Annotated in this window: 22 protein-coding genes and 1 pseudogene; 10 read left to right on the top strand and 13 right to left on the bottom strand. The window is 46.9% G+C overall.

The window, feature by feature from the left end; all coding sequences use genetic code 11:
* Positions 1 to 177 precede the first annotated feature (177 nt).
* Positions 178 to 2808 (bottom strand): ATP-dependent DNA helicase RecG, encoded by a 2631-nt coding sequence (gene recG / locus ACWQXP_RS20010; RefSeq protein WP_454064605.1) that lies wholly within the window; start codon positions 2806 to 2808, stop codon positions 178 to 180.
* Positions 2809 to 2940: 132 nt separating this feature from the next.
* Here recG and rpmB point away from each other — a divergent pair, with 132 nt between their 5' ends.
* The 6 genes from rpmB to ACWQXP_RS19980 all read left to right on the top strand — a co-directional run bounded on the left by rpmB (position 2941) and on the right by ACWQXP_RS19980 (position 9673).
* Complete coding sequence (gene rpmB, locus ACWQXP_RS20005) at positions 2941 to 3132, top strand: 50S ribosomal protein L28 (protein ID WP_454064604.1); 192 nt, start codon at positions 2941 to 2943, stop codon at positions 3130 to 3132.
* Between the two features lie 263 nt (positions 3133 to 3395).
* Positions 3396 to 4982 (top strand): apolipoprotein N-acyltransferase, encoded by a 1587-nt coding sequence (gene lnt / locus ACWQXP_RS20000; RefSeq protein ID WP_454064603.1) that lies wholly within the window; start codon positions 3396 to 3398, stop codon positions 4980 to 4982.
* 28 nt (positions 4983 to 5010) lie between these two features.
* Positions 5011 to 6118 (top strand): peptide chain release factor 2 gene (gene prfB, locus ACWQXP_RS19995; RefSeq protein WP_454064602.1). Its coding sequence is split into 2 segments (ribosomal slippage): positions 5011 to 5079 and positions 5081 to 6118, totalling 1107 coding nucleotides; the frame shifts between segments, so codons are not numbered across the junction.
* 75 nt (positions 6119 to 6193) lie between these two features.
* Entirely contained in the window at positions 6194 to 7681 is a 1488-nt protein-coding gene (lysS, locus tag ACWQXP_RS19990) for a lysine--tRNA ligase (protein ID WP_454064601.1), read from the top strand.
* A 2-nt stretch (positions 7682 to 7683) separates the two neighbouring features.
* Positions 7684 to 8961 carry a lipoprotein-releasing ABC transporter permease subunit gene (locus tag ACWQXP_RS19985; protein ID WP_454064748.1) on the top strand — a complete coding sequence of 426 codons (1278 nt, stop codon included), beginning with the start codon at positions 7684 to 7686 and terminating at the stop codon, positions 8959 to 8961.
* The gene (locus ACWQXP_RS19980) at positions 8954 to 9673 is read left to right on the top strand and encodes an ABC transporter ATP-binding protein (RefSeq protein WP_454064600.1); all 720 of its coding nucleotides are present in this window, start codon (positions 8954 to 8956) and stop codon (positions 9671 to 9673) included. Before ACWQXP_RS19985 ends, ACWQXP_RS19980 begins: the two co-directional genes overlap by 8 nt.
* 79 nt (positions 9674 to 9752) lie before the next feature.
* On the opposite strand, the gene ACWQXP_RS19975 is transcribed toward ACWQXP_RS19980, so the two are convergent.
* From ACWQXP_RS19975 to ACWQXP_RS19950, 6 genes are all read right to left on the bottom strand, one after another.
* Positions 9753 to 10481 (bottom strand): helix-hairpin-helix domain-containing protein, encoded by a 729-nt coding sequence (locus tag ACWQXP_RS19975; protein ID WP_454064599.1) that lies wholly within the window; start codon positions 10479 to 10481, stop codon positions 9753 to 9755.
* A gap of 168 nt (positions 10482 to 10649) precedes the next feature.
* A complete protein-coding gene (locus ACWQXP_RS19970; RefSeq protein ID WP_454064598.1) occupies positions 10650 to 11441 on the bottom strand; it encodes a nitrilase-related carbon-nitrogen hydrolase in 792 nt (263 codons plus the stop codon).
* A gap of 176 nt (positions 11442 to 11617) precedes the next feature.
* Positions 11618 to 11974, bottom strand: coding sequence for a small metal-binding protein SmbP (gene smbP, locus ACWQXP_RS19965; protein ID WP_454064597.1), 357 nt, complete (start codon positions 11972 to 11974; stop codon positions 11618 to 11620).
* Between the two features lie 76 nt (positions 11975 to 12050).
* Positions 12051 to 12920: a sulfurtransferase gene (locus ACWQXP_RS19960; RefSeq protein ID WP_454064596.1), complete on the bottom strand. Its 870-nt coding sequence runs from the start codon at positions 12918 to 12920 to the stop codon at positions 12051 to 12053.
* A 27-nt stretch (positions 12921 to 12947) separates the two neighbouring features.
* Positions 12948 to 14240, bottom strand: coding sequence for a hypothetical protein (locus tag ACWQXP_RS19955; protein WP_454064595.1), 1293 nt, complete (start codon positions 14238 to 14240; stop codon positions 12948 to 12950).
* 2 nt (positions 14241 to 14242) lie between these two features.
* Positions 14243 to 15187, bottom strand: a complete 945-nt coding sequence (locus ACWQXP_RS19950) for a histone deacetylase family protein (RefSeq protein WP_454064594.1) — start codon at positions 15185 to 15187, stop codon at positions 14243 to 14245.
* Positions 15188 to 15516: 329 nt separating this feature from the next.
* Between ACWQXP_RS19950 and ACWQXP_RS19945 the strand changes: the two genes are divergently transcribed.
* Positions 15517 to 15831: a tetratricopeptide repeat protein gene (locus ACWQXP_RS19945; protein ID WP_454064593.1), complete on the top strand. Its 315-nt coding sequence runs from the start codon at positions 15517 to 15519 to the stop codon at positions 15829 to 15831.
* Between the two features lie 33 nt (positions 15832 to 15864).
* Here the strand turns inward: ACWQXP_RS19945 and ACWQXP_RS19940 are convergent, their stop codons facing one another.
* The 3 genes from ACWQXP_RS19940 to ACWQXP_RS19930 all read right to left on the bottom strand — a co-directional run bounded on the left by ACWQXP_RS19940 (position 15865) and on the right by ACWQXP_RS19930 (position 17987).
* Positions 15865 to 16719, bottom strand: coding sequence for a hypothetical protein (locus ACWQXP_RS19940; RefSeq protein WP_454064592.1), 855 nt, complete (start codon positions 16717 to 16719; stop codon positions 15865 to 15867).
* A 326-nt stretch (positions 16720 to 17045) separates the two neighbouring features.
* Positions 17046 to 17717 carry a flavodoxin family protein gene (locus ACWQXP_RS19935; RefSeq protein ID WP_454064591.1) on the bottom strand — a complete coding sequence of 224 codons (672 nt, stop codon included), beginning with the start codon at positions 17715 to 17717 and terminating at the stop codon, positions 17046 to 17048.
* Between the two features lie 84 nt (positions 17718 to 17801).
* Complete coding sequence (locus ACWQXP_RS19930; protein ID WP_454064590.1) at positions 17802 to 17987, bottom strand: hypothetical protein; 186 nt, start codon at positions 17985 to 17987, stop codon at positions 17802 to 17804.
* Between the two features lie 215 nt (positions 17988 to 18202).
* Between ACWQXP_RS19930 and ACWQXP_RS19925 the strand changes: the two genes are divergently transcribed.
* The 3 genes and pseudogenes from ACWQXP_RS19925 to ACWQXP_RS19915 all read left to right on the top strand — a co-directional run.
* Positions 18203 to 19153 carry a hypothetical protein gene (locus ACWQXP_RS19925; protein ID WP_454064589.1) on the top strand — a complete coding sequence of 317 codons (951 nt, stop codon included), beginning with the start codon at positions 18203 to 18205 and terminating at the stop codon, positions 19151 to 19153.
* Positions 19154 to 19384: 231 nt separating this feature from the next.
* On the top strand, positions 19385 to 19597 hold the full coding sequence (locus ACWQXP_RS19920) for a type II toxin-antitoxin system VapB family antitoxin (protein ID WP_454064588.1): 213 nt from the start codon (positions 19385 to 19387) through the stop codon (positions 19595 to 19597).
* Positions 19598 to 19680: 83 nt separating this feature from the next.
* A pseudogene (locus ACWQXP_RS19915) lies at positions 19681 to 19998 on the top strand (PIN domain-containing protein); the annotation flags it as partial.
* 766 nt (positions 19999 to 20764) lie between these two features.
* Here the strand turns inward: ACWQXP_RS19915 and ACWQXP_RS19910 are convergent.
* The 3 genes from ACWQXP_RS19910 to ACWQXP_RS19900 all read right to left on the bottom strand — a co-directional run bounded on the left by ACWQXP_RS19910 (position 20765) and on the right by ACWQXP_RS19900 (position 24373).
* Complete coding sequence (locus tag ACWQXP_RS19910) at positions 20765 to 21610, bottom strand: vWA domain-containing protein (RefSeq protein ID WP_454064587.1); 846 nt, start codon at positions 21608 to 21610, stop codon at positions 20765 to 20767.
* Positions 21611 to 22476: 866 nt separating this feature from the next.
* Complete coding sequence (locus ACWQXP_RS19905) at positions 22477 to 23847, bottom strand: M64 family metallopeptidase (protein ID WP_454064586.1); 1371 nt, start codon at positions 23845 to 23847, stop codon at positions 22477 to 22479.
* Positions 23848 to 23878: 31 nt separating this feature from the next.
* On the bottom strand, positions 23879 to 24373 hold the full coding sequence (locus tag ACWQXP_RS19900) for a hypothetical protein (RefSeq protein ID WP_454064585.1): 495 nt from the start codon (positions 24371 to 24373) through the stop codon (positions 23879 to 23881).
* Between the last annotated feature and the right edge of the window lie 279 nt (positions 24374 to 24652).

Below are 24652 nucleotides of genomic sequence, written 5' to 3'. Positions count from 1 at the left end.
AAATAAATCAAAAAACGCTGAAATTTCAAAAATTTGTGAATAATTTGTGAATATTATAGCGAATTCAAATAAATTCCAGTTTAACAGTGAGGACTTTCAACGCGGTATCAATGCGTCGAGGATACAGAAATTCATTGAATCGGCTATATTTTCTGAATTATTTTCGCATCCATCCGTCTACCCAATGGCACCCAATTCAAAAGTTTTACCCCATTTCCGCAACATCGCCGCTTTCAGATCCTGATATTTGGCCGACTTAAGGTATGGGTCTTTGGTAAGACACTCGCCGGCAACTCGCTTTGCCTGAATGAGCAATTGATGATCTCGAAGAGGCTGTGCCACTCGAAAGTCAACAGCTCCCCACTGCTGCACTCCTAATACATTACCTGGTCCACGAAGCTTCAAATCCTCCTCAGCCAAGGCAAACCCATCAGCACAACGAGCAAAGACTTGAAGACGATGACTCTCCGACTGAGTATGCTTCTCACTTAAGCTTTTTCCGCTATTCGAGGACTGAGACATTGGCGGAAAGGGTAATTCCAAACTTGTAGAAGAAGAGGCGTTTTGCTCCGCAGACTTAGTAACAGAACGGAGCAATACGCACAGTGCTTGTTCAGCTCCACGTCCCACCCTCCCCCGTAATTGATGTAACTGGGCTAAGCCAAATCGCTCGGCATGTTCAATCAAGATGATGGTCGCATTTGATACATCAACGCCAACTTCAATGACCGTGGTGGTCACGAGAACATGGATCTGGCCTTTTTTAAATGCCGCCATCGTCGCCTGCTTATCTTTTGATTTCATTCTCCCATGGAGTAATCCAACATTCCACTCTCGAAATTCTTCTCGCTGCAACCGTTCTGCCGCCTCAACCGCTGCTTGCAGATCCAGTTTCTCAGAAGGTTCCACGAGCGGATAGACAATATACGCTTGTCGCCCGGCACAAACTTCTCGTTGAACGAAGTTATAGGCTCGTTCTCGCTCCTGAGCATCAAACAACAGTGTCCGTACTGGCTTTCTCCCCGGTGGAAGCCTATCAATGACTGAAACATCTAAGTCGCCGTACACCGTCATCGCCAACGTGCGAGGAATCGGCGTGGCCGTCATGACTAAGACATCCGGAGGATAGGCCCCTTTCTTCCGAAGCTGAGCTCGCTGTACGACTCCAAACTTGTGTTGTTCGTCCACAATGACTAGGCCAAGATTTTTAAAACCAACTTCAGGTTGAAGCAGAGCATGTGTTCCCACTGCTACTTGAGCTTCACCTACAGCAAGCTGCCGAAGAGCTCTCTTCCGCGCTTGAGCAGACTGTCCTCCCTTGACTCGGACAATCGTGATTCCTAATTGATTGAAATACGGCTTAATAGTCAAAAAATGTTGCTCACTTAACACTTCAGTAGGAGCCATCAACGCCGCCTGATATCCAGACCCGCAAGCCGTCACAATCGCATGAAGGGCAACTATTGTCTTTCCTGACCCAACATCTCCTTGAAGAAGGCGGTTCATTGATGTGGAACCAGCCATATCCGCATGGATTTCTTGGATTACTCGTTCCTGTGAATCCGTGAGTGTAAATGGCAAAAGAGCTTGAAAATCGTTAACCACTTGATTATTCAAGGAAAATTTAATTCCACGAGATTCGGATTTGATCACTCTTCGACGGACAGCCAACGCAAGCTGAAGAAGAAGCAACTCTTCGAAAGCCAAACGTTGATGTGCAGACGTTGTGCCATGAGTCAGTAACTCCACATTGTCAGAGTGTTCCGGAAAATGTAGTGCGGTCATTGAGGCTTTCAGTGTGGGCAATTTCAACTTCCCCAAAAGTTCAGATGGGAGAATCTCTTCAATGGCATCGCCATAGCGTTCATAAAGCCCTATCAGAATATGCCGAAACTGCCGCGTGGTCATCCCTTTCGTTTCGTGATAGACCGGCACAAGACGACCAATCCCGTTACTCGCCTCTCCTTCATACCGGACAAGTTCATGCTGAGGGGCCCGCATAAGAAGAAAAGTGCCTATTTTTTTTCCCGAAGAGACCTCGCCGTGTAAAAGCAGAATCGTTCCTGACACAAACAGTTGTTTTAAAAAAGGTTGATTGAAAAACACGGCATTGAGGAATCCAGTTCCATCATCAATCGTAACGGTCACAATCACCAACCCCTTTCTTGAGGTTCGTCGTAATTGACAATCCGTCACGCGGCCGCTCACCGTCACGTGCATCTCAGGTCGAAGCCGATGAATGGGTACAATGTTTGACCAATCCTCATACCGCCACGGGAGGAACCAAAACGCATCTTCAACCGTGACAATGCCTAATTTTTCCAATAGTCGTGCTCGACTTGGCCCGACTCCTTTTCCAAATCGAACAGGAAGATCCCACAAATCTTCTTGCGAAGTTCCAGACAACTGATTCAATTTTTCTGTTTTGAAGGAAACTCTAGCTCGTAAGAGCTTTCTGTCCCCTGTAACGCCGCCATGTTGGACGGAAGAATGCAATCCGCTCAAAATTTTCTGAGCCTGAGAGATACGAATATTTCGCTCTTGCTGCGTTTGAAGCATGTCGTAATCAACCAATAATTGCCTCAGACACATCAATTCAGCTTCAAGGTGTGTTGGAAAGATACTCCGGCCTAATATTTCAAAGATTTGATGGGAGATTTCAGTCCCAACCTGCCGGTTCCCAGGGAAAGGTTGGATTATTTGAGGAGCGAGAGGAGAATGCGGAAGTGAATCTGTCAATTGCTTGAGCAACGTCTGCCAAGCCTGATACAAGTCTATTAGCCCTACCGCTTCCCCTTGTCTCACCATGGCAATTGTATGATAATCATCTGAAGTATCAAAATAGACCGACGGTTCCCTTGTGACTTGTCTTCGACCGGCAACCTATGGTAACAAGGACGTTTGTTCCTCACAACTATTACCAGAGTAGGAGAGTTCGCCATGGCCTTTGCCTGTGAAATATGCGGAAAACTTCGGCAAGTTGGAAACAACGTGAGTCACGCCAATAATCGGACCAAACGGGTCTTTCGACCTAACCTTCAGACGGTTAAAGCCCTTATTAAGGGAGGGGCTCGAAGAATAAGGGTCTGTACCCGATGCCTTCGATCCGGACTCGTGCAAAAGGCCGTATAATGATTCTGCAGAATCAAGTTTCTCCCTTCATCCGCCCACCAGATTCGAATTGATCGTCTCTGAGAAACTTTAACAAGCAATCCTTCCAGCCTTCTGAAAATTGAATACCACTGAGAATACTGATGCCTCTCAATTCAGAGTAGATCTGGAGAGTTTCTGGTTCTCTCACGTTCTGATTACGAAAAATCAAGGTATTGGACCGAAGATGACGGCAACCAATTAAGACTCGATACGTCTAACACTTTAACCTCGACCCTCATCTTGTGAAGATTCCTACCACACCACGACTTCTTGCGGTGTTTCTTACAGGGATACTCTATCCCCTGTGTTTTCCCAATTTAGACTTTGGATGGCTAGCCTGGATCATGCTGATCCCGCTTCATTTGGCAGTTGATGGCCTATCGCCGAAACAATCGTTCTGGTGGGGATGGTTTGCAGGAACCCTAGGGTTCGCGGGTACCGTGAGTTGGGTCATTACTGCCATGCATTCGTATGGCCAGGTACCCTTGGTGATTAGTATTTTCCTCATGATCTTGCTGGCCAGTTACCTCGGTCTCTATGTAGGGATTTACACCTTGGGAATCTCTTGGTTCAAGCCATCTCCACATATCATATGGCTCGCTGCCCCTAGCCTGTGGGTAGCCCTTGAACTCCTTCGGACCTATTTGTTCAGTGGATTTCCCTGGGCGCTCCTCGGTTATTCACAATATCAATGGCTCTTGGTCATTCAGATTGCAGACATCACGAGCGTCTACGGAATTTCATTCATTATTGTGCTAGCAAATGTGATGATCTTTCAGTGTATTTGCTGGGTAAAGAATAAACTGGATCAAGACTTGGCGCCTTTTCCCTGGCCGACTGTTACTGCCACCATCGGGGTTCTCGGACTCACTCTCGCCTATGGGACCTGGCAACTTGACCGACATTCCGACGCCCACTCCTCGGCTCGCTCGCTCAGAGTAGGTGTCGTCCAAGGAAATATTGATCAGGCTCGAAAATGGGATAAAACCTACCGTCAAGAAACAGTCAACCGCTACAACACCCTGAGTCGCCAAGCCGCTAAAAATACCGATCTGTTGATCTGGCCTGAATCGGCTACCCCGTTTTTCTTTGAACGAGAACCGAATTACCAGCAACAAGTTGCCGCTGTCGTTCAAGAGACGAATACCCCCTTGCTATTTGGCAGCCCGACCCTACGTCGACACCAAGATGGAAGTCCCTACCTGATGAACAGCGCCTACCTGTTAATGCCACAAGGACAAATTGCCGGACGGTATGACAAGCGCCACCTTGTTCCATTTGGGGAATATATTCCTCTCCAATCAATTTTATTTTTTCTCGACAAACTTGTCGTAGGAATCGGAGACTTTCGGTCTGGCGTCGGTCCTATGACCGTCACCTTGCCTCAGCAAGATGATCGCCCGCCTCTAAATTTTGGCGTTGCGATATGCTTTGAGGTCATCTTTCCAGATTTAGTCAGACACATGGCAAAGGAAGGTGCGGATTTCCTCGTCACGATTACGAACGACGCCTGGTTTGGTGATTCCGTTGCCCCCTATCAACATTTTGGTATGGTCGTCTTTCGAGCCGTAGAGAATCGCCTGGCATTTGCTCGATCTGCGAATACCGGCATTTCTGGATTTATTGCACCCACGGGTCACATTCTCGCCACCACACCGGTTTTCACACAAGAAGCCCTGACTGGGACCATACCGCTTCGTACAACCACAACATTTTATTCGCAAAATGGCGATGTGTTTGCCTGGAGTTGTGTTATACTGGCCACGGTATGCGCGTTGACTCAACGTCGTCGAACTCGTCAGACTAATAGCACAATACCGCATTCCTAACGACATGACTTAAAGAAAAGGAGATCAAATGCTGGAAGACATTCGGACCCGCATGACCAATATTGCCAATCATATTACCGACCTACGGAGGTCTCTTTGACCTCCCTCGCCTAAAGACTGAACTCGACGAGCTCGAACAAGAAACCGCTCAACCAGACTTCTGGAAAGACGCGAGCAACGCGGCGAAAGTCGGTCGCCGACAAGCGACGATTGAACGTGACATTCAGCGAGTCACAGATTTCGAGCGGCAGTACAGCGACTTAGAGGCTCTCGTTGAGTTGACAAAGGAAGAAGAGGATGCGGAACTCCAACGTGAACTGGACTCGGGATTAGAGCAGATCGAAGCGACACTCGAAGCCTGGCAGCTTGAACGTCTCCTTTCTGGTCCACACGATCATCGCCCGGCAATCTTGAGTCTATATCCAGGCGCCGGCGGGACAGAATCGCAAGATTGGGGTCAAATGCTCATGCGAATGTATGTACGCTGGGCAGAAGAAAAGGGATATACCGTCGAAACGATTGACTTGCAACCCGGGGACGAAGCCGGTATCAAGAGCGTCACACTCGGCATATCAGGGCTCAATGCCTACGGCTACTTAAAAGCCGAGGCGGGGGTTCATCGGTTAGTCAGAATTTCCCCTTTTGATGCCAATAAACGCCGGCATACTTCATTTGTTGCAGTTGGAGTTTATCCAGAACTTGATGACGATGTGGAAGTCACAATTGATGACAAAGACCTCAAAATCGATACGTTTCGAGCTGGCGGAGCTGGAGGTCAGAACGTCAACAAAGTAGAAACCGCAATCCGTATGACCCATATACCCACAGGCATCGTCGTCCAATGCCAAAATGAACGATCCCAGCTACAAAATCGCATGGGGGCCATGCGAGTGCTGAAAGGCAAACTGTTTGAATTGGAGCAAAAAAAGAAGGAAGCTGAATTTCAAAATATCGTGGGAGAAAAAAAGGACATTGCCTGGGGAAGTCAGATTCGTTCCTATGTGTTTCAACCCTATCAGATGGTGAAAGACCATCGAACTAATCACGAATCAGGTAATGTCCCTGCCGTGATGGACGGAGCATTGACCCCTTTTATTGAAGCATACCTGAAACAAACCGCCTCTCTTCAGTCATAAATCATTTCGACCAAGGTTGTGACAAGAGACGTTCTTTATTGAAAGGTAAGCCGTGATACACAATGGGTTTGACTGATGGATGAATTAAACGACCAACAAGTTCAGCGATTAGACAAACTTAACATCTTAAAAGAACTTGGGGTTTCACCCTACGGCCTTCGCTATGACACGACTCATACCGTTGCCGAAATCATTGCATCGTATAGCACCAAACATAAAGAGGAACTAGATACTGATCACATTCCCTGTAAAGTTGCGGGCCGCATTGTCGCGCTGAGACGATTTGGCAAAGCGGCGTTTGCGACATTGCAAGACGGAGGCGATCGGCTTCAAGTTTATCTCAAGCAAGATTTGATCGGCGTAGAATCGTATACCGTCTCCAAAGAATTCGACCTAGGAGATTGGATCGGTACAGAAGGACGATTGTTTCGAACAAAAACAGATGAACTGACGGTTGAGGTCAAAACATTTACGTTTCTCGCCAAAGGACTACAACCCCTTCCAGAAAAGTGGCACGGACTTACGGATATCGAGACACGTTACCGTCAACGGTACGTCGACCTTATCGCGAATCCTGATATTCATCAGATCTTTCGAATGCGGAGTCAGATTGTTTCGCAGATTCGAACGTTTCTTACCGAACGCGGGTTTTTGGAAGTCGAAACACCCATGATGCAGCCGATTCCCGGTGGAGCTGCTGCTCGTCCCTTTGTGACTCACCACAACACACTAGACATCGATCTCTACTTGAGAATTGCACCAGAACTCTATCTCAAGCGTTTAATTGTCGGCGGACTTCGTCGCGTCTTTGAGATAAACCGAAATTTTCGAAATGAAGGCATTTCAACCATTCATAACCCTGAATTCACGATGTTGGAATTTTATCAAGCGTACGCAGACTATCAGGATCTCATGGATCTCACAGAGACACTGATTTCCAGCCTCGCGACCACCGTATGCGGCCGTACCACCATTGACTATCAGGGGCAGTCTATCGATCTGACACCTCCCTGGCGTCGGTTACCCTATTTAGATGCTGTCGTGGAAGTGAATCAAGTTGATCCAGCTATTTTAACGGACCTGGGAAAAGCTGTTGAAGTTGCCAAATTACTCAATGTCCATGTTGAGCCTGAGAAGGGTTTGATTCCCGTCCTCACACAACTTTTTGAGGCTACGGTTGAGCCCACACTCATACAGCCGACATTCATTACAGATTTCCCAATCGAAATCTCCCCGTTAGCCCGACGGAAGGACGCCAATCCTGCCTTGTCTGATCGCTTTGAGTTATTTATAGGCGGTCGGGAACTCGCCAACGGATTTTCAGAGTTAAACGATCCCATTGACCAACGACAACGCTTTGAAGCACAAGTGGAACAGCGCGCCGCAGGCGACGATGAAGCCCACTATCTTGATGAAGATTTTCTTCGCGCCTTGGAATACGGTATGCCCCCAACAGCAGGTGAAGGCATCGGAATCGACCGCTTGGTGATGCTGCTGACCAACCAAACCTCAATACGAGACGTCATCCTATTCCCTCAACTCCGTCCGGACAAATCCTTGTGAGCATGCCCTACGAAATATTCGTCGGACTTCGTTATCTTCGAGCCAAACGACGCCAGCGAACAATTTCCCTTAATACGTTTATTTCTATTGCAGGAATTACCCTTGGCGTGGCTGCGCTCATTGGCACATTGGGGATCATGACGGGATTCAAAGAAGATCTTCAATCGAAAATTCTTGGAACGACCGCACACATCATTGTCCAAGAGCGTGGGATCCCGAATATGAGTAACTATACAACCGTGCTCAAACAAGTGGAAAAAGTCCCTCATACACTCGCCGCAGCACCATTTATTTATAAACAAGTTCTCCTCTCATCAAAATCTGGAGTACAAGGGATTATTCTACGAGGCATTCACCCGGAAAAAGAATCTCAAGTGACAGAATTAGCTGCTAATCTGAAATTTGGCACACTGCCTGATCTTGAACACCCTCCGGACACGTTACAATCACCGCATTCCCAAAAGACTCCAACTCCTCAAACACCGGCGAAGGTCAAACCGGGGATTTTCCTTGGCAAAGAATTGGCCGCCCGTCTGGGACTCTTCCTCGGGGATCCCGTCAACGTTGTTTCACCCGTTGGACCGATTAATGCTCTGTCCATGACTCCCAAAATTAGACCGTTTGTGGTTGTGGGAATTTTCGAGTCCGGCATGTACGAATATGATTCGTCATTAGCCTATATTTCACTTGCCCAAGCGCAGGAGTTTTTCAACTTGGGAGACACGGTGACTGGCATTCAAATTAAAGTGGATGACGTGTTCCAAGCCGGTTCCATCGCTCGAGATATTGAAATGACTCTTGGTCCAGCCGTATCTGCAAAAGATTGGATGCATCTCAATCGCAACTTATTTTCCGCCCTTAAGCTTGAAAAAACCATGATGTTCCTTCTCCTGGTCCTCATCACACTCGTGGCCTCCTTCAATATTGTCGGGACGTTAACCATGATTGTGAATGAAAAGCAGCGGGAAATTGCCATTTTGAAAGCCATGGGTTCCACCCCAAAATCCATCATGCGGATTTTCATGCTTAATGGACTCGTGATTGGATTGACCGGAACAGCAATTGGAATTCCTCTCGGCTATACGTTTTTATGGATGATTCAAAACTATTGGACGTTTGACGCATCAGTGTATTACATCTCCAAGATTCCAGTTCATGTGCTTGGTCTGGATGTGGCGCTCGTCGCCATTTCGGCCATCATCATTAGCTTCGCGGCTACACTGTACCCCTCATGGCAAGCGGCCAAACTCAATCCCGTGAGCGCACTTCGCTATGAATAAGCCTACCCCCCAACCACGTTCAACGGGTTCACCGTTACTTGAGATTCACAACCTCCACAAAACGTTTTACTTAGAACAACAACGGGTCGACATTTTAAAAGGGATTAACTTGACCATTCATCGTCAAGAAATGATCTCAATCATCGGAGCATCCGGGGCGGGGAAAAGCACCTTACTACACATCATGGGAACGTTGGACAAACCAACTCAAGGCATGCTGGCCTATGAAGGACAGCAACTTCTGAACATGACGGAATCCGCACTAGCGGACTTTCGTAACCGCCGTCTCGGTTTTGTCTTTCAATTCCATCATCTCCTACCTGAATTTACAGCACTAGAAAACATCTACCTGCCGGCACTCATCCAACGACAACCCCAAAACCAAGCCAGTGAAGCAGCCAAGGCTCTGTTGGAGGAAGTCGGGCTTTCCCATAGAATGCATCACAAGCCAGGGGAACTCTCTGGTGGGGAGCAACAACGGATTGCTGTCGCCAGGGCCTTGATTCGAAATCCTGATCTGGTGCTGGCAGATGAACCGACAGGGAATTTAGACAGTCATACCGGGGATTCGTTATTTACCATGTTACGAAACCTCAATCAACGGCGAGGGACCGCATTTGTGATTGTCACACACAATGAAAAACTCTCCACGCAATCTGATCGATTAATTCATCTGGAAGATGGTATCATTACAGAAGATCGAGCCCTCTAACTGAACGAATCTTCGATCATCTCCACACGACAAATTCATCGGGACGAAAGTCCCAAGACTTCATTCAGTAGTAAGATGCCTATCGAGCCGCAGTAATCCGATCTTTTATCACATCAAACGTGGCCTTCGGTACCACTTGTTTTGCCACGAGTTCCCCACGTAGCCGGTATGGTCGATTCGCTACCACCTCATCAGCCACTTCTTTCGTCAACCCAAGAAACAAAATGAGATCGCTTGATGACGCTTTGTTGATATTGACCAACTGCACTTTTTTCTCTGGTGCGGATGACCGAACATCTGCCATTGAATTTGACTTTGAGCCAGGCACGGCCCTCGATCCGAGAGACTTCTGAGAAAAAGAGGAAGGCGGAACTTCCGCGACTTTTTTTTCTCTATTGGCCTTGAGTTCCTTTTGATACCGAACCACCGTATCTTTTAACGCTTTATTCTGACTCTTCACCTTTTGATATTCTTGAGCCAACCGTTTGTGCTTGGCAACCAACTGCTGTTGTTTCCGTTCCAAGCCTTTTTGACGATTTTGTAAGAGTGCTTGCTCGCCTTTTCGCCCTTCTTTGATTCGCTGAACTTCAGCCGTCATCATCTCCAGGTCGGTCGAAACCGCTTCATTTGAACTTTTGAGGGTTTTCATTTGCTGATCAAGTGCATCTCGATGCATCCGCATCTTTTCTAATTCGGCCTTCGCCGATTCCATATCAGAAACGGCCGCATCATACGTCGACTTAGAAACCATACAACCTGACAAGGCAAAGGCCATCATCATGATGATACCGATCAACCACATTCTCATGAACTTCCCCCCTTGTTTATGGATAGGCGCCCGTGCAGACAATCGTTATTCCACCGTTGGACCCATTCCAGCAGTCCCAACACATGCGACTTCCAGAATATCGAGGATACGCCCTACAACTATAGAATAGCCTCAACCACGGCAATTGGCAAAGCATACGAACAAAGATTATTCATAATATTGAGGACGACGATCTCGCAACAGGTCATTATAGGGATTGAGGTTTTTATCTCGCGCTTGCATCGGATCGATATCCATCAAGGTCAGTTCCGATTCATTCTCAGGCGCGCGATGTAAAATATTCCCCGACGGAGAGATAATTTCACTTTTTCCAATAAATCGCAAGGACGGCTTCCCTCCTCGCGTTTCTTCACCAATTCGATTGGCCGTAATACAAAATACTCGATTTTCCAAACAACGAGTCACCATGGCATCCGGACAATGGGGAAGAACAAGATTCGATGGATGACAAAGAATATCTGCCCCCTTCAGCGCTAACGTTCTTGCAGCTTCAGGGTAAAACCAATCAAAGCAAATCAGCAGACCGAAGTGTACGGTCCCGATGTCCCAGACTTGAAACCCTAAATCTCCTGGTGAAAAAAATAACGTCTCTTCAAAGAATAAATGAACTTTTCGATAGACCCCGATAAACCCTGAAGGTCCCACTAATATGGCAGAATTATAAAACTTCCCGGCATGGCGTTCCGGCAGCCCTGCGACGATATAGCATTGACGCTGTTTCGCGAATTCCGCTAATCGACGGGTCGTCAGTCCATCAGGTACAGATTCAGCTAATTGTCCCACCTCTTCACCCGAGCAGAACTGATAGCCGGACATCGCTAATTCGGGCAAAACCAGCAACTCACAGTCAATTGTCTCCAGTCGACCAATGACCGCATCTAAATTTTGCTTGATTTCTCCAAATTGAGGAGCGTATTGATAAAATCCGACTCTCATCATTTCACCCTAAATTGCATCCGGCTCAATTCCTAATAATTACCACACCAAAAGCTCTCTTCAGTCCTAAAAATTTCTCTCTCTATTCTGCTCAGTATATATATTTTTTGACATAACCAGACAAAAAAGGCGGGTAGGGATTTCCCCTACCCGCCTGTTTGCTCACCTCTATCAATGAATCAGTGAACCTCTTTCATATGCATCACTGCACTTTTGGCATGCTTCGTTCCGACGTCAGCATGACCTTGCTTTCCATGTTCAATCGCTGCCTCTAATTCACTGACTCCCTCATCCAAATGCGGATTCTGGACATCTTTCTGTGCCGCTTGAGCATGAGTAAGCGCTTCTTCAGCGTGAGTCACCAACGCATCAGCATGCCCCTCTCCACCATGCTTCGCTGCGCCTTCAGCATGAGCGATCGCTTCAGTGACATGCGGGTTCATATCAGCCACCGCAGAAGATGAAAATGCTCCTAAAGATAAGAGCGCCATGACACTACCAACAACCATTGCCTTTCGGCCAATCATTCGGATCATCTGCAACCTCCTTAGATTATAAAAAAGTCAGCAATGAGGAAACTTCATTACATCCTCGCACGCCTCTGCGCGAAGATCAAGATGGCTTCACTTCTGCGGGGTTGGACACTTTATGCAACAACCTCACATCTTTTTCTACGGGAGCGGCAAAGTCTCGACTCCACTCCCACCACGATCCTGGGTAGCACTTGACATGCTCGAAATCAATAAGACGCATGATAAAATACAGCCAAGCGGCACGAACGCCACCTAAGCAATAGGTAATAACTTCTTTTTGGGGATCAAGCCCTCGATCTTCAAAGACTTTCTTAATCGAATCCAAATCTCTCACAGTCGCATCTGGATTGAGAAAGCCACTCCATGGCATATTGACGGCCATGGGAATATGACCAGCCCGTGGCAAACCATCAACTTCTTTCCCAGCATATTCCTCAACACTCCGTGCATCCACAATTTCTACACCTGGATTGGATTGCTTCACCAATTTTTTGAGCTGCTCTTTAGAGATAATCAACTCAGGTCGAACCGTCGCTTGAAAATCGCCTTTTGGCAGTCTCTCCATTTGATGTTCATAGGGTCGTTGCTCAGCCACCCATTTGACCCATCCCCCATCGAGAATACGAACACTCTGATGCCCCAAATATTGCAGCATCCAATACATTCGACCTTCATCACCCCAATTATCGAATGGATTAGAGTAGATGACGATATCACTATTCTGACAAATACCTAAGGTTTGCAATCGCTGTTCAATGGCGTTGACATCTGGATTTAACAAACCTTTCGCCACCGCCTGCGGATCACTATACTCGTGCCACGTACTGTGCACAGCACCAGGAATATGAGATGAATAGGCAGCCTGACCACGGACATCAATAATCACCAGACCCTCTCGGCCCAGGTTTTGCGCCAAGGTTTCTGTGTCAATTAAAAAATCTTCAATCATGGGGTCTCCTTCATGAACACGACACGATTATCCCACTCCCTCAGCTTCCGCTGGCTTGGCACATCCCAACCGAGGATCGGCAGGCTGAGCATCCAACTCGACAGACAAGGTTTCATCCAATGGGAAATCTCGCTCATAAATTGTAAACACATAGGGGTCATTTCCAGTTAAGCCATAGCTTTCGCGCAGCATTTCATGCTGACCATCTGTCAGAATATGGTAGCGAATCTTTACCTGAACCTTCCAGTCCGTTGCGGTTTTGGGTAAATCATAGTCAAATTGATAGTCTCGGCTGGCCAGCGGTAAAAGACGATTATCATAGACTTCCCAAATTACCGGTTGCCAGAGTATCCAGCGCCCCATTGTCTCAGCTTGATGTTGAACAACATTGCCTTCACCATCGAGAATTAAAAATTCGACGGAAAAATGTCTATCTGGGTCTCCAGTTGGAATTTTGTGTCCCGCTCCGGCATTTATAAGGGTTAAGGTAAAATCAATGCTCTCTCCAGGAACCGGTTGCGGCGGATCAGCCACCACCTGCACCGCAATCGCCCGCTTAATCATTTCAGGGTCATGTCCTCCTCGCCACAGATGACGTCGCCCATGCCGTATGGGACCACCTTTTGCGACAGGTCTCGTAACCTCAGGCATATGACAACTCTGGCAGATCAACCCTTTTTCCTTCATAAAGAATTCACCCTCAAATTCAGTATACGTCCCACATGGACCGCCATTGTAGAACTGAAAGGGCCCCGAAACGACACTATGACATCGATGGCACATTTCAGTCGTACGAAATGCGGGGTCAAATTTTGTAGGATGGGGAGCGACTGAATCTCCAAACGGACCATGGATTACCCCGTCACGAACGTGACAGGCCGCACAAGTCACCCCTTCACGCTCAAACCCCTTATCATAACGGTAATTTGGAATTTTCGTCGCCTGTTCAACCCGATTATTCGGAATATCTTGAATCAACATCGGCTGCTGATTTTCCAGAGGCGCATGGCAATTCAAACACACAAAGACATGATCATCTTTATTCCAATATGCCTGAAAAAATGAATCGTCATAGGCATGCGCATGAATACTGGTCTTCCATTCTTCATAAATTTCCTTATGGCACGATCCACAATCTTTCGCTTTTAAACTATTTAACCCGACAGGCACTTTTTGAAACGGAATGGCTCGTGCGTAATCATCACGAAGACCAAAAATAACAGTTGGACGAAATTCGGTATAAAAGACATACACCAGCACCCCAATAAAGATGGTGAGAAGGAAAAAGACTGGTCTACGCCATGTACGCCGTCGATTCATATTCACGCCTCTAACATCGTGAGTAGATGTTGGTCAACCGATTGTGCCAGTGCCTGCAAATGATATCCACCTTCTAAACACGAAATGACCCGGCCCGACGCATGTTGAGCGGCAATATCAAGCACAATCCGGGTGAGGGAAGCATATCCGTCCTCGGTCAGATTCATACTCGCCAACGGATCATCGCGATGAGCATCAAATCCCGCAGAAATTAGGATGAAATCGGGTTTAAACTGATCAGCAGCTGGAACGAGCACCTGTTGAAATACCTCACGGTACTCTTCATCACCTTGACCACCCGACATCGGAACGTTCACCGTTAGTCCATTCCCATCACCCTTGCCAGTCTCAGTCGATCTGCCGGTGCCTGGATAATGAGGAAATTGATGCGTGCTGAAGAATAACACTGTGGGATCGTCATAAAAGGTATGTTGTGTGCCGTTACCATGATGAACGTCCCAATCCACAATCAACACACGCTCAAGACCATGATGCTTCTGAAGATATTTTGCGACTATTGCCACATTATTCAACAAACAAAAGCCCATAGCCCGGTCAGCTTCAGCATGATGTCCAGGCGGTCGAACGGCACAAAACACATGATCGACCTGTTGAGACATGACTGAATCGGCGGCAGCCAGCGCTCCGCCTGCGGCCAAGTAGGCGGCAGAAAGTGAGCCTGGACAGAGCGTGGTATCGGCATCCAGCGACGCATATCCTGAACTCGGCGATTTCGACTCAAGTTTTTGCACATACGACGGTTCATGTACCTGCTCAACCCACTCTTTTTGCGCCGGTCTTGCCTCAATCGGTATTAACTGATCAATCGTTCCTGTAGACGAAAGACGAGCTTGTATGGCTCGCAGTCGATCGGGTGACTCCGGATGGCCATGCCCCATTTCATGCTCCAAATACGCTGTAGCAGAAACAAACCCTACTCGCCCCATCTCAAGACCCTATCCGTTAGAGTACAAACCAATACATACCTCTATTTCATCACGAAAAAATACACTCGCACAAGACCTCGTATTGGATAAATCGTGTGGAGAAAAGTGACGTAAATCAGGAAGGATTATAGCGAATCCAAATACGTTCCACATAAGAACATACAACTAACTCCGCGCGGTACAAGGTTTGAATCAGCGGAAGTTATTTGAAACGGCTATAATCAACCGATCGTACCATAGGCATATATGTTAGACAACGAGAACGATCCCATGATACGTTTCCAATCATCTCCCTAAATAGACAAATAAATTTTTAGCGAATACACCTTATGCCCAATCCTAAAATCGAGCAGTTTAAAAAAGTTCTCAAAATGGACCCCAAAGATGAAACTCTCTGGTTTGGTCTCGGGAAAGCCTATATGGGAGATGAAAATTGGCCCGAAGCCATTTCGGCTCTCGAGGGCTGTATCGAGGTGAAACCGACGTATTCTGCAGCCTATATGGCCCTCGCACAAGCTCTTCAAAAAGCACAGGATTTCGAGCGATGCCGTGAAGTTTGCACGAAGGGAATTAGTGTGGCGACAGAAAACGGCGACCTCATGGTTATCAAAAGTCTAGAAGAACTTCAAGCCTCCCTCACATAAATGGATTCTGACTGCACGAAATCACTCCGCTAACTAAAGCACAGTCTTTAACGCCACAACCTCTTTTTCTCCCAGACGATAGGCCCCAGAGGTATTCGTTACCAACAAGCGAAGTCGAGGCAAAGCCATCTCTGCTTCAGACCGAGCGACCCAGACAGCATTGCTCAATCGAATATTGGATCGAGCAGGCTTGGCCGAGAGATTCCAGCATGTGAGTAACACGGCACTTAGTTGCGGAATCGTCACGAGCGCAGTACTCAATAACCCGGCTAGCCGTTGAAGATCGACGTGTTCCTGACCGTACTTCTCCTCGCCCAACCATTCAATCGTCGGAACGGTAATGGCGAGAAGCACTGGGGCACAATACCGATTGAGCTGTCGGGACTTTTCTGTCATGCGGGCAATGAGTCGGCGTACCAAGACATCTTGATGCAAATCATCATGAAGCCGTACTTCATCGATTTCTCGAGAGACCGCCATCCACGAATCACGTCGGCTCGAAGGATTCGGCACAATCGCCGTGATTTCAACAAATAACCGGTCGTCACCGAGATAACATTCTAAGTCTGCTGTGCGGGTTTGAGACTCTTCAAGAAAGGCCACCGAAAATCCAGCTTCTTTCATGAAAAGGGCAACCTCTGTTTCGACCTGAGCAGGCTCTGAGACACCACGCTTCTGACGATCGAACTGTTCACGCAATGCGAGCAAACGGATACGGCTTCCCGAATCAAGGCACTGGTCATAGAGGTGTTGCCACTGAGCATGGAACACGTCTCGTCGCTTTGCTTGTTTCTTCGCCTGTTCTTTGACCAAACGCCTGTCTTCTATCGCTCCAGACAGATTCGCTTGGGTTCCCACACGCCCTTTTCCCCGAAATCGTTTTCTCATTTCTCTGTGCTCCTATATACGCACAGCCCACAAACAACAACATGGAGTCATGATACCAAATTTACTATCTGGGCATGTCAGAAATACAGCGAAAATGCCGTACGGGAACTCAAGTACAAACATTTCAAAACTTTAATTGGATTGTTCTAAAGACGGATCGTGACGAAATATGTCGAGAAGGCGAAAGAAAAGGAAAAAAACAATCGGTTCGTGAAATAATCGCTGAGGCTGGCAATTCAATTTGAGAGGGTACGGAGCAACTGCGGTTCAATAATCTGACGCATCTCACCATCGTCCACTTGTTGCCGGGCAAGCATAAAGGCGCATCATTCCTCGGCGGATCCTGACGTGCCGCGCTTTATCATCCATGCAACTTCGGCCACTCGTTGCCCTAACGTCTTTGCATCAGCCAACTCCTGCTGATCAATTCCAGGGCTGTCGCCTTCCGTTGTCGCTGAGGCACCAAATGCCCCTCCCTCACTCACCACAATCATCTTGTTTCCCAACATCGCAGCCAGAATAGTCAGCATCGTCACTTCCTTGCCGCTTGATACTTGTCCGCCTGTCGCAAAGGCTGCGCCAACTTTATTTTGCATTTTAAACTCAGGAAACACCCCAAACTTGAGTTGCCAGTTATCAATAAACGTTTTCACTTCTCCTGACATATTAGACCAATAAACCGGCGATCCGACAATGAGCGCATCACTTCCGAATAATTCCTCGGCTGTCACCTCGCCAACCCTCTTCACAATCACCTCTGTGTCAGGAACAGCCTTGGCCCCGTTCACCACTCCTTTCGCCATTTTCTCGGTATTTCCTGTTAGTGAGTGATAGGTCACCAGGACCCTGACAACTTTCTGTTTTTCTGTGGACTCCCCGACCTGGGCAAACCCGACCGATACCCAGGCCAGAATCCCAACGCAGAGACAACACCAACTTCGCAGACTTTTAAATATTGAAGGAAAGTACAGCAGGCGATTCAAAGAAGCATGGGACATAGCGGCCCTTCCAGGGAGGAGGGTGTGGGAAAAATCTCTATAAGAAGACACCAATTGTCACCATGAATATCCCTCCTCATACTCTCAGCGACGTTCGATTTCTTCATCCATATGCTCTTCAACCGAGACATGCGTGAGCGTCCCCCGGTAATCGCACTTGTGACAACGTACCCGCCATTCCTCAAGCCATTTCTCTTGCACAAAGGTTTGATGGCATTTCGGGCATGTGAAGACCCCTTTCACATAATGAACCTGTTTTCTGTATCTCATAATGATCGACCCCTCTTAAAATAAATTCTGAAATGGGTATTAAGCCTGCCACAAGCCTTTTTGGAATTGCAACTCGGTTGATAATCTCAAGGATCTCAGCCAGTTCTCTCTGCCTGCGTTGTCGAGGAGCACCTTGACTCTCAGACATGATTTGTTATGGTCACCATGCGTCTTCGGAGAGTCCTGATGAAGCCTTACATGGAAATGGAGTCAACATGAATATGTTCCGAGTAACCATGATTCCGGCAATGATATTCCTCCTCACCACCTCGGGATGCGGAATCTTTATCTACCAGCCTCCTCCGCCACTCAAAGCGCCAATTGTGGAGTTTTCAGATCTCTGCCAACAACCGACCACCATTTTCTGTCAGGACTTTAATGATCCGATACCAACTGACAACAGCGATTTACGAGAGGCGATCACCTCCAATGATGGGAAATGCGAGAAACTCAAGAGTGACCCGACCAAGAGCTGTCCTGAGATTGTCGATGGCACCTTACAATTTACGGTGCCATCAAACAGTGGAAGCGGCGGGTCGGGGCAGTATCATGTTCGCTTTGCCGACTTTCTTGATGGCCAATCAATCGGTCCTGGCCAAAAAGTGTTTATTCAGTGGAAGCAACGCTTTTCTGCAAGCTTCTTAAACACGAAGTTTAAGCCAGGTGCCGGCTGGAAGCAGGGCATGATCGGAGCTGCGAATGAATCTTCATGCTCCAGTAACGAAATCGTGATCGTCAATACCGATCAACATGGCTATCCCAACATGTACCATGCCTGTGGCTTTAACGAAGGATTCGTCCAAAAAGCCGGACGCTATGACTTTGACTATCAACCGGGAGGAGATAGCTATTGCCTCAGGTCTGCGTGGCCAGACAATTCCTCATCATGCGTCCAGTATGTGCCAGATGAATGGATGACCTTTCAGATCGGTCTCACGCATGGACAACCAGGCGAGAAAAGCCGAGTTCGCTTATGGGTGTCTCGCGAAGGGCATCAGAGCGCGCTGGCCATTGATTACGATAAAAAGCTTCGTAACAACAAAGGGTACGGGAAACTCTGGTTCTTACCGTATCAAACCAGAAAAAACAAAAACCATACCCACCCGGTTGGGTATATCTGGTACGACGAACTCATTATCAGTCACAAGCAATTACCCGATCGCTAATCATCAATTTTGAACCTCATGAGTACCACAACGCTTGACAACTCCTATGTGGCACTGCCGTAATTACGTAAAGCACTATTAACTATACCGAATCAGTTTTTCTTCTCCTCGTTCTCCAAGCAACTACGATTCTCGTCAAAACTCTGCCTTAAATTTTTTGTTTTGTCTTTCACCTTCACCTTGATAGATGCATGTAGCATGCATACCATAAATGCATATAAAGGAGGGAGCATGCGGACAACCCTAGACCTTGATGAGAAACTCGTCTCGGAACTGAAAGCCACAGAGGCCAAGACGAAAACCAAAGCGATTCACCTAGCCATGTCCGATCTTATTCGCCACAAAAAACTTGATCGGCTGAAAGGCCTGATCGGCAAAGTCAACATTGCGTATGTCCGACCCGCTCAAAGGAAGGCAGAGCAACGTCGACGGGCAAAGTCATAGCACCTACACGATGATCATCGTAGACACTTCAGTATGGATAGCCTTACTTTAATCGTCCCGCTTCGCAAGAGAAAGAAGAGGTTGATCACTTAATTGACACCGAAGAAGTCGTCATGGTGGGAGTAGTATTGGCAGAACTCGTTCAAGGCACGAGATCCATAAAGGAGAAACGCCTCATCAAAGAGGCCCTTTTAGCATTGCCATATTTCGAAACATCTCAATCAACCTGGCTTCTAGCAATAGAAATCTCCTCGAAGCTCCTCCAAGCAGGCATCACTCTTGGCATGCCAGATCTTGTTATTGCGGCCCTGGCACAAGAGCACAAGAGTAGCGTCTACAGCCTGGATACAGACTTCAAGAAAATTTCCGGCGTTCAACTCTACACATCCGCCAACTCCTAATTACGGCTCTGTTGATGAGTTTAGTTAGGAATTCGTCTGACCACAAGTCAGGGTACAACGCAAACTCGCCACAATTCCTACTTAGCTCTTAGAAATGAAGATGTCGAAGTCGCATCCATTAATACCATCTTCCCCACATTTGCTAGAAAAGTAGCATGTTTCCTTTTCCGGTCACCGCCACCGTCTGCCCGGCCGTGGCCACAAAGGTATACAGATCCATTTCGCCTGCCTTCTCGATACTACCCATCGCCGGCGTGTGCGTTCAACTGAGCCCGACAGTTTTTTATCCAGACTCACGCCATTTTTAAGCGAATGATTTCTTGTAGAGTTTCGCTAGAATCGCTTCGGTTCCTTGGTCGAACTTCTCATGACCATCCACAACTAATTCTTTCCCCGTTCGTGCACCTGCCGTTTCCATTGGCTGCTCTTGGTCAGGAGAGGGAAAACGTCAAGGCAAGGCAACCCGAACTTAAAGAAAGCTCACCCCCTCGAATCCGCAAATATCACTATCAGATCAAAGAAGCGAAAAAATTTGGTTGCATTCAAGAAGACCCCTTGACTGAGTCCAGGCTTTTCTTTAAACGTTCCTTCCACGGAAATTATTCAGGGTAACTTTCTTGAAGTGGCCTTTTCCAAAATGGATATAGATGTTGGTCGTGCTGCAACGGCTTATAGCCTCTCAATAGAAAAGCCGCGCTTTCCTTCGTAACTGAGGAAGGCGCGGCTTCAATTATTTCAGACGTTTTCTGTGAAAACGGAGCCTTACCTACTGAATGCCATTCGCCTTTTTATACTTCCAAACGACAAGTCCAACAAGGCCAGTACCCAAAAGAAAAATGGTCCCTGGTTCCGGAACAGGTGCTGGACCTGGGCCTGGACTGGGGCCTGGACCAGGACCTGGGCCCGGACCGGGGCCTGGGCCGGGATTAACAATTTGCTGAATTTTGGCCGAAAAGACCGCTTCAAAATCGGTGAAATCATTCGCAAGAACAACAAAACCTTGTGACCTTGGGTCTGGAATATTTCCAGATGAAACGATTCCGGCATTTGGATTGGGGTGAATAATGCTGAGGAGTTCGGCTGTATCCACTCCGCTGCCTATACCTTCTGCACTAATACCATCCACCCCCAACGCTCGTGCATTTGCCACTGAAGTCGGAAGAAGTGCAGGATTCGTATTATTTTGCCCATCGGTAATCACGTTATAAAGAACGTCGTCATTAGGATCGACAAACCACCCTGCAATATCTGCCGTATCATTCATGAGCTGAATCCCGTCTCCGATTGAGGTCGTCCCGCTAAACGCCCGAACCTGTAAAGCATCTGTCACACTTGTCAATGTCGCTGCAGAATTGATAACGGTTGGCGCTACGGTTTGAGCCGCACTGCTTGAAAATTGCACAACACCAACAGAAAAACTCCCATCCGTTGGGAGTAAACTGTTAAGGGCACTCGAGATCCCACCCGCCATGAGTCCAAATTCACTGTTACTGATACTTCCTGATGAATCCATAATAATGCCCAACATCGTATCGGCTTTGGCCTGGCCATGAGCTCCTATCATCATCACAAATATTGTGACAAAGACTTTGCACTTTAGTTTGTTAAACATTTCTACTCCTCCTTAGAGTGTAATAATAGATCTATAAGTCCATCTCATCACCTAAATCCATATGATAATTATTCAATCCTATTGGCGAGCCGCGAGTAATGGACAAAAAAAAACCACTCCTCCTGAATCAGGAAGAATGGCCCATGGGCGCTCTCGATGGCGCAAGCAGGCACTTATATAATTATTTTTCACCAACAGGAGGGAGCTTACGAAACACTAGACTCCCTTCTGTATTCACAACTTGAAAACGCAATTTACATTTTTCACATTTAATTTGCAAGAGAGAAAATTGACCAAGACATTGATACCGACCGCACTCTGGACAACGTACGTGCTGTTCTTCTAATACCATTCTTTCTTCTCCCCCCGCACTGGGAATTGAAAAAAATCCTTTAGAATATGACTATAAAAGTTTCGCAAACTTCACCGTCTTACCACACACGCCTTGGTCAGACGAAAATGAGCATACACCTTTTACCTTATTTGTCAATATAGAATTTTTTCACTCAAAATCATAAAATATGCTCAGGGTCAATCAAAGTATACAGGCTAAAACGATCCAGTTAACTCACAAAAAGCATTGATTCAGATGCGTCTTCGTTCTTTTCTCGGAAACAATTCGGTGTAAATTTTCTTTATGCGGGCTTTTTCGATGTGGGTGCAAATTTGATTGGCTGCGAAACGACAGCGAATCAAAAAATAAATTTTGACCGATCCATTTAAACTCGCAGAGTACACAGTACGATATTGCGCTATAACCCTTTCTCGTTAAATGAATCGACTATTTCTTGGCTCAACACCTCTGCCCTTATTGACTTCGGTCAGACTGCAAGAAATGTATCAGCCCAAACAAATAACTCTGCCTCTTATTGATCACATGGTGCACCTCGCGGATTTGTGAATAGACCAACGAGTGTTCGAGCATCAGCCACATTGACGCGGCCATCTTGATTAAGATCAAATGCAATATCATGGGGCTGAGGGCCACGAATGTCGCCCAGAAGAATGGCAAGGTCATGACGATCGATACACCCGTCAGCATTGAAATCTCCGGCAACCTTCACGGCAGGATTTATCTCAACATCCCAAATCCTTTCTTCCATTAGCACTCGAGCGGGATCGTGGCGGACTTTCGAAGTGGGGTCCTGAATCACTACTCTGACCTTGTGTAACCCTTGGTCAAGGGTACTGGAATCTAGAATATATTGAGAGCCTGTCCTCTGAGTCTGATCGTTAAGAAACCATGTGGCAGTTAACGAGTGCGTACGCGGTTGTGGCAGTTCTACTCGAAAATCCAAACTCTCTCCATTGGTGATTTGTACGTTTGAATTTGTAGGAATACTCAAATCGAGAGGTGATACGAAATTATATATTCGCTTCACCAGCTGCTCTTCATTGATCTGCTCAAAGGGAAAACCTAACATACGCATTTTCGAATTGAAGGTTGGCCGATATAAACCCTTTAGACAGTATCGAGCCCCTTCATACAACCCCGGCATTCCGGGAGACGAACCGGTGGTGGGAATTGGGGTGCTAAGATCAATCCACCCGGTCGGTGGGCCTCCTCCAGTATTCCACTTCGTGAGACTGGGCTGTGTCTGCATAGTCACATTTGGTTCAGACGGCTCAATGGTATTGCTACAAGCTGGAGGACTGTCTTGATATTCATCTGCTAGCAGACCAAAGCTATGTCCTAATTCATGTAACACCAGTTCGATTACTGCAATATTCGTTGACGCGACCCCGACCGCACCGCCCGACCCACCATATTCTGCATCGTTCACAATCACGAGCGGAATATCTCTCTGGTTGGGAAGCAAGTTGTTTTGCAGGACGATATCCACTTTTGCTGTATTCACACAAACGAGCCGTCGAATACCTTCACAATCAAATGTCCCATCTAATTCCGTGTTTCTAAAGGAATTCCGTTCAGGATGATCTACACCTGACTCCTTGCTCACGATGTCTACTCGATGGACATTGAAGTATCGCTGGTATTCGTAAAATGGTTCCTGACTAAAAAATCCTGAAATCACTCTCTCGACATCTTGCGCATACTTGTCTAATTCTCCCGAAGTGTACCCATCACCCATAATCACCATATCCACACGATTCGCTGAATCCCCGTGAGACCTTATTAACGTCACAGGTTCCGCATTGACTATCTGAACAGAAAAGATAAATATACTTATTAGGCCGATAACCCATCCACTCTGAGACACGTGTTTCATACGCATTGATAGACCTCAAGAAATAAGAATAGTTCCTTCACGGAACGTAGGTTTCTCCTAGTGGCTCCAAGACAAACTCGGTACCTGTCCACGTTGGATGAAAGATTTTAAGACTATAAATATCCGAGTCATTTGGCAAAACAATCGTGTATTCGCCACTGGCCTTAAGAAATAGCCTGGATTCAATTTCTCCTGTTGGTTCTACGGTTTCTGCTCGAATCATTCGTGGATCAGGAATCAAAACTCGTGTCACTTCCTCACCCTGGACATTGAGAGCGACCACGACAAGTTGTTGCTCCGAGAGTTCAGGGTTTCGTTGTTTAGGAGGAGCGCCCTGAACGCGACGGTGCGTCATGATCGTTACGTGTTGTAAGGCAGAAGCTTGTTCCTCTGCGGATTTTAGAGAGCGAGTATTGTTTAACGAACGCAATTGTAACGTAACTTCCAATGATCCTTGGCTATCCGCCATAACAAGAGATTGGCCGCTGGTCATCAATAAGAGAGCTATTGCTATGGCGAGAAGTTGCTTCATTGATGAGCTCCTATTCTTCAATGTTCCACGCACAATGCAAAATTCAATTCTCTTTCGTGAACTGAAGATCAAGACCATTTTTTGTTTTCACGAACTATTGAAAGTGAGTTGCAGGCAACATGCCATTGGAATTTTGCAAGCAATCAAAATTGAGAACACTACAAAAAAATGTGTTTCACAAGAACTTAGCTATGAAAAAGGCTAGAGAAAACCCCAGACCATGAAGGTTATGGTTCATGGTCTCAGTATCCCACTAGATACACGAATATATCTAAATAG

Source organism: Candidatus Nitrospira salsa, assembly GCF_965152625.1.
The sequence above is the reverse complement of the archived record's forward strand: the minus strand, read 5'-3'. Positions and strand labels throughout refer to the sequence as shown.

Excerpts from the sequence above, each read along its gene's own strand:
- recG (WP_454064605.1), bottom strand. The coding sequence starts at position 2,808 with ATGGTGAGACAAGGGGAAGCGGTAGGGCTAATAGACTTGTATCAGGCT.
- rpmB (WP_454064604.1), top strand. The coding sequence starts at position 2,941 with ATGGCCTTTGCCTGTGAAATATGCGGAAAACTTCGGCAAGTTGGAAAC.
- lysS (WP_454064601.1), top strand. The coding sequence starts at position 6,194 with ATGGATGAATTAAACGACCAACAAGTTCAGCGATTAGACAAACTTAAC.
- ACWQXP_RS19985 (WP_454064748.1), top strand. The coding sequence starts at position 7,684 with ATGCCCTACGAAATATTCGTCGGACTTCGTTATCTTCGAGCCAAACGA.
- ACWQXP_RS19980 (WP_454064600.1), top strand. The coding sequence starts at position 8,954 with ATGAATAAGCCTACCCCCCAACCACGTTCAACGGGTTCACCGTTACTT.
- ACWQXP_RS19975 (WP_454064599.1), bottom strand. The coding sequence starts at position 10,481 with ATGAGAATGTGGTTGATCGGTATCATCATGATGATGGCCTTTGCCTTG.
- ACWQXP_RS19970 (WP_454064598.1), bottom strand. The coding sequence starts at position 11,441 with ATGATGAGAGTCGGATTTTATCAATACGCTCCTCAATTTGGAGAAATC.
- smbP (WP_454064597.1), bottom strand. The coding sequence starts at position 11,974 with ATGATCCGAATGATTGGCCGAAAGGCAATGGTTGTTGGTAGTGTCATG.
- ACWQXP_RS19960 (WP_454064596.1), bottom strand. The coding sequence starts at position 12,920 with ATGATTGAAGATTTTTTAATTGACACAGAAACCTTGGCGCAAAACCTG.
- ACWQXP_RS19955 (WP_454064595.1), bottom strand. The coding sequence starts at position 14,240 with ATGAATCGACGGCGTACATGGCGTAGACCAGTCTTTTTCCTTCTCACC.
- ACWQXP_RS19950 (WP_454064594.1), bottom strand. The coding sequence starts at position 15,187 with ATGGGGCGAGTAGGGTTTGTTTCTGCTACAGCGTATTTGGAGCATGAA.
- ACWQXP_RS19945 (WP_454064593.1), top strand. The coding sequence starts at position 15,517 with ATGCCCAATCCTAAAATCGAGCAGTTTAAAAAAGTTCTCAAAATGGAC.
- ACWQXP_RS19940 (WP_454064592.1), bottom strand. The coding sequence starts at position 16,719 with ATGAGAAAACGATTTCGGGGAAAAGGGCGTGTGGGAACCCAAGCGAAT.
- ACWQXP_RS19935 (WP_454064591.1), bottom strand. The coding sequence starts at position 17,717 with ATGTCCCATGCTTCTTTGAATCGCCTGCTGTACTTTCCTTCAATATTT.
- ACWQXP_RS19930 (WP_454064590.1), bottom strand. The coding sequence starts at position 17,987 with ATGAGATACAGAAAACAGGTTCATTATGTGAAAGGGGTCTTCACATGC.
- ACWQXP_RS19925 (WP_454064589.1), top strand. The coding sequence starts at position 18,203 with ATGAATATGTTCCGAGTAACCATGATTCCGGCAATGATATTCCTCCTC.
- ACWQXP_RS19920 (WP_454064588.1), top strand. The coding sequence starts at position 19,385 with ATGCGGACAACCCTAGACCTTGATGAGAAACTCGTCTCGGAACTGAAA.
- ACWQXP_RS19910 (WP_454064587.1), bottom strand. The coding sequence starts at position 21,610 with ATGTTTAACAAACTAAAGTGCAAAGTCTTTGTCACAATATTTGTGATG.
- ACWQXP_RS19905 (WP_454064586.1), bottom strand. The coding sequence starts at position 23,847 with ATGCGTATGAAACACGTGTCTCAGAGTGGATGGGTTATCGGCCTAATA.
- ACWQXP_RS19900 (WP_454064585.1), bottom strand. The coding sequence starts at position 24,373 with ATGAAGCAACTTCTCGCCATAGCAATAGCTCTCTTATTGATGACCAGC.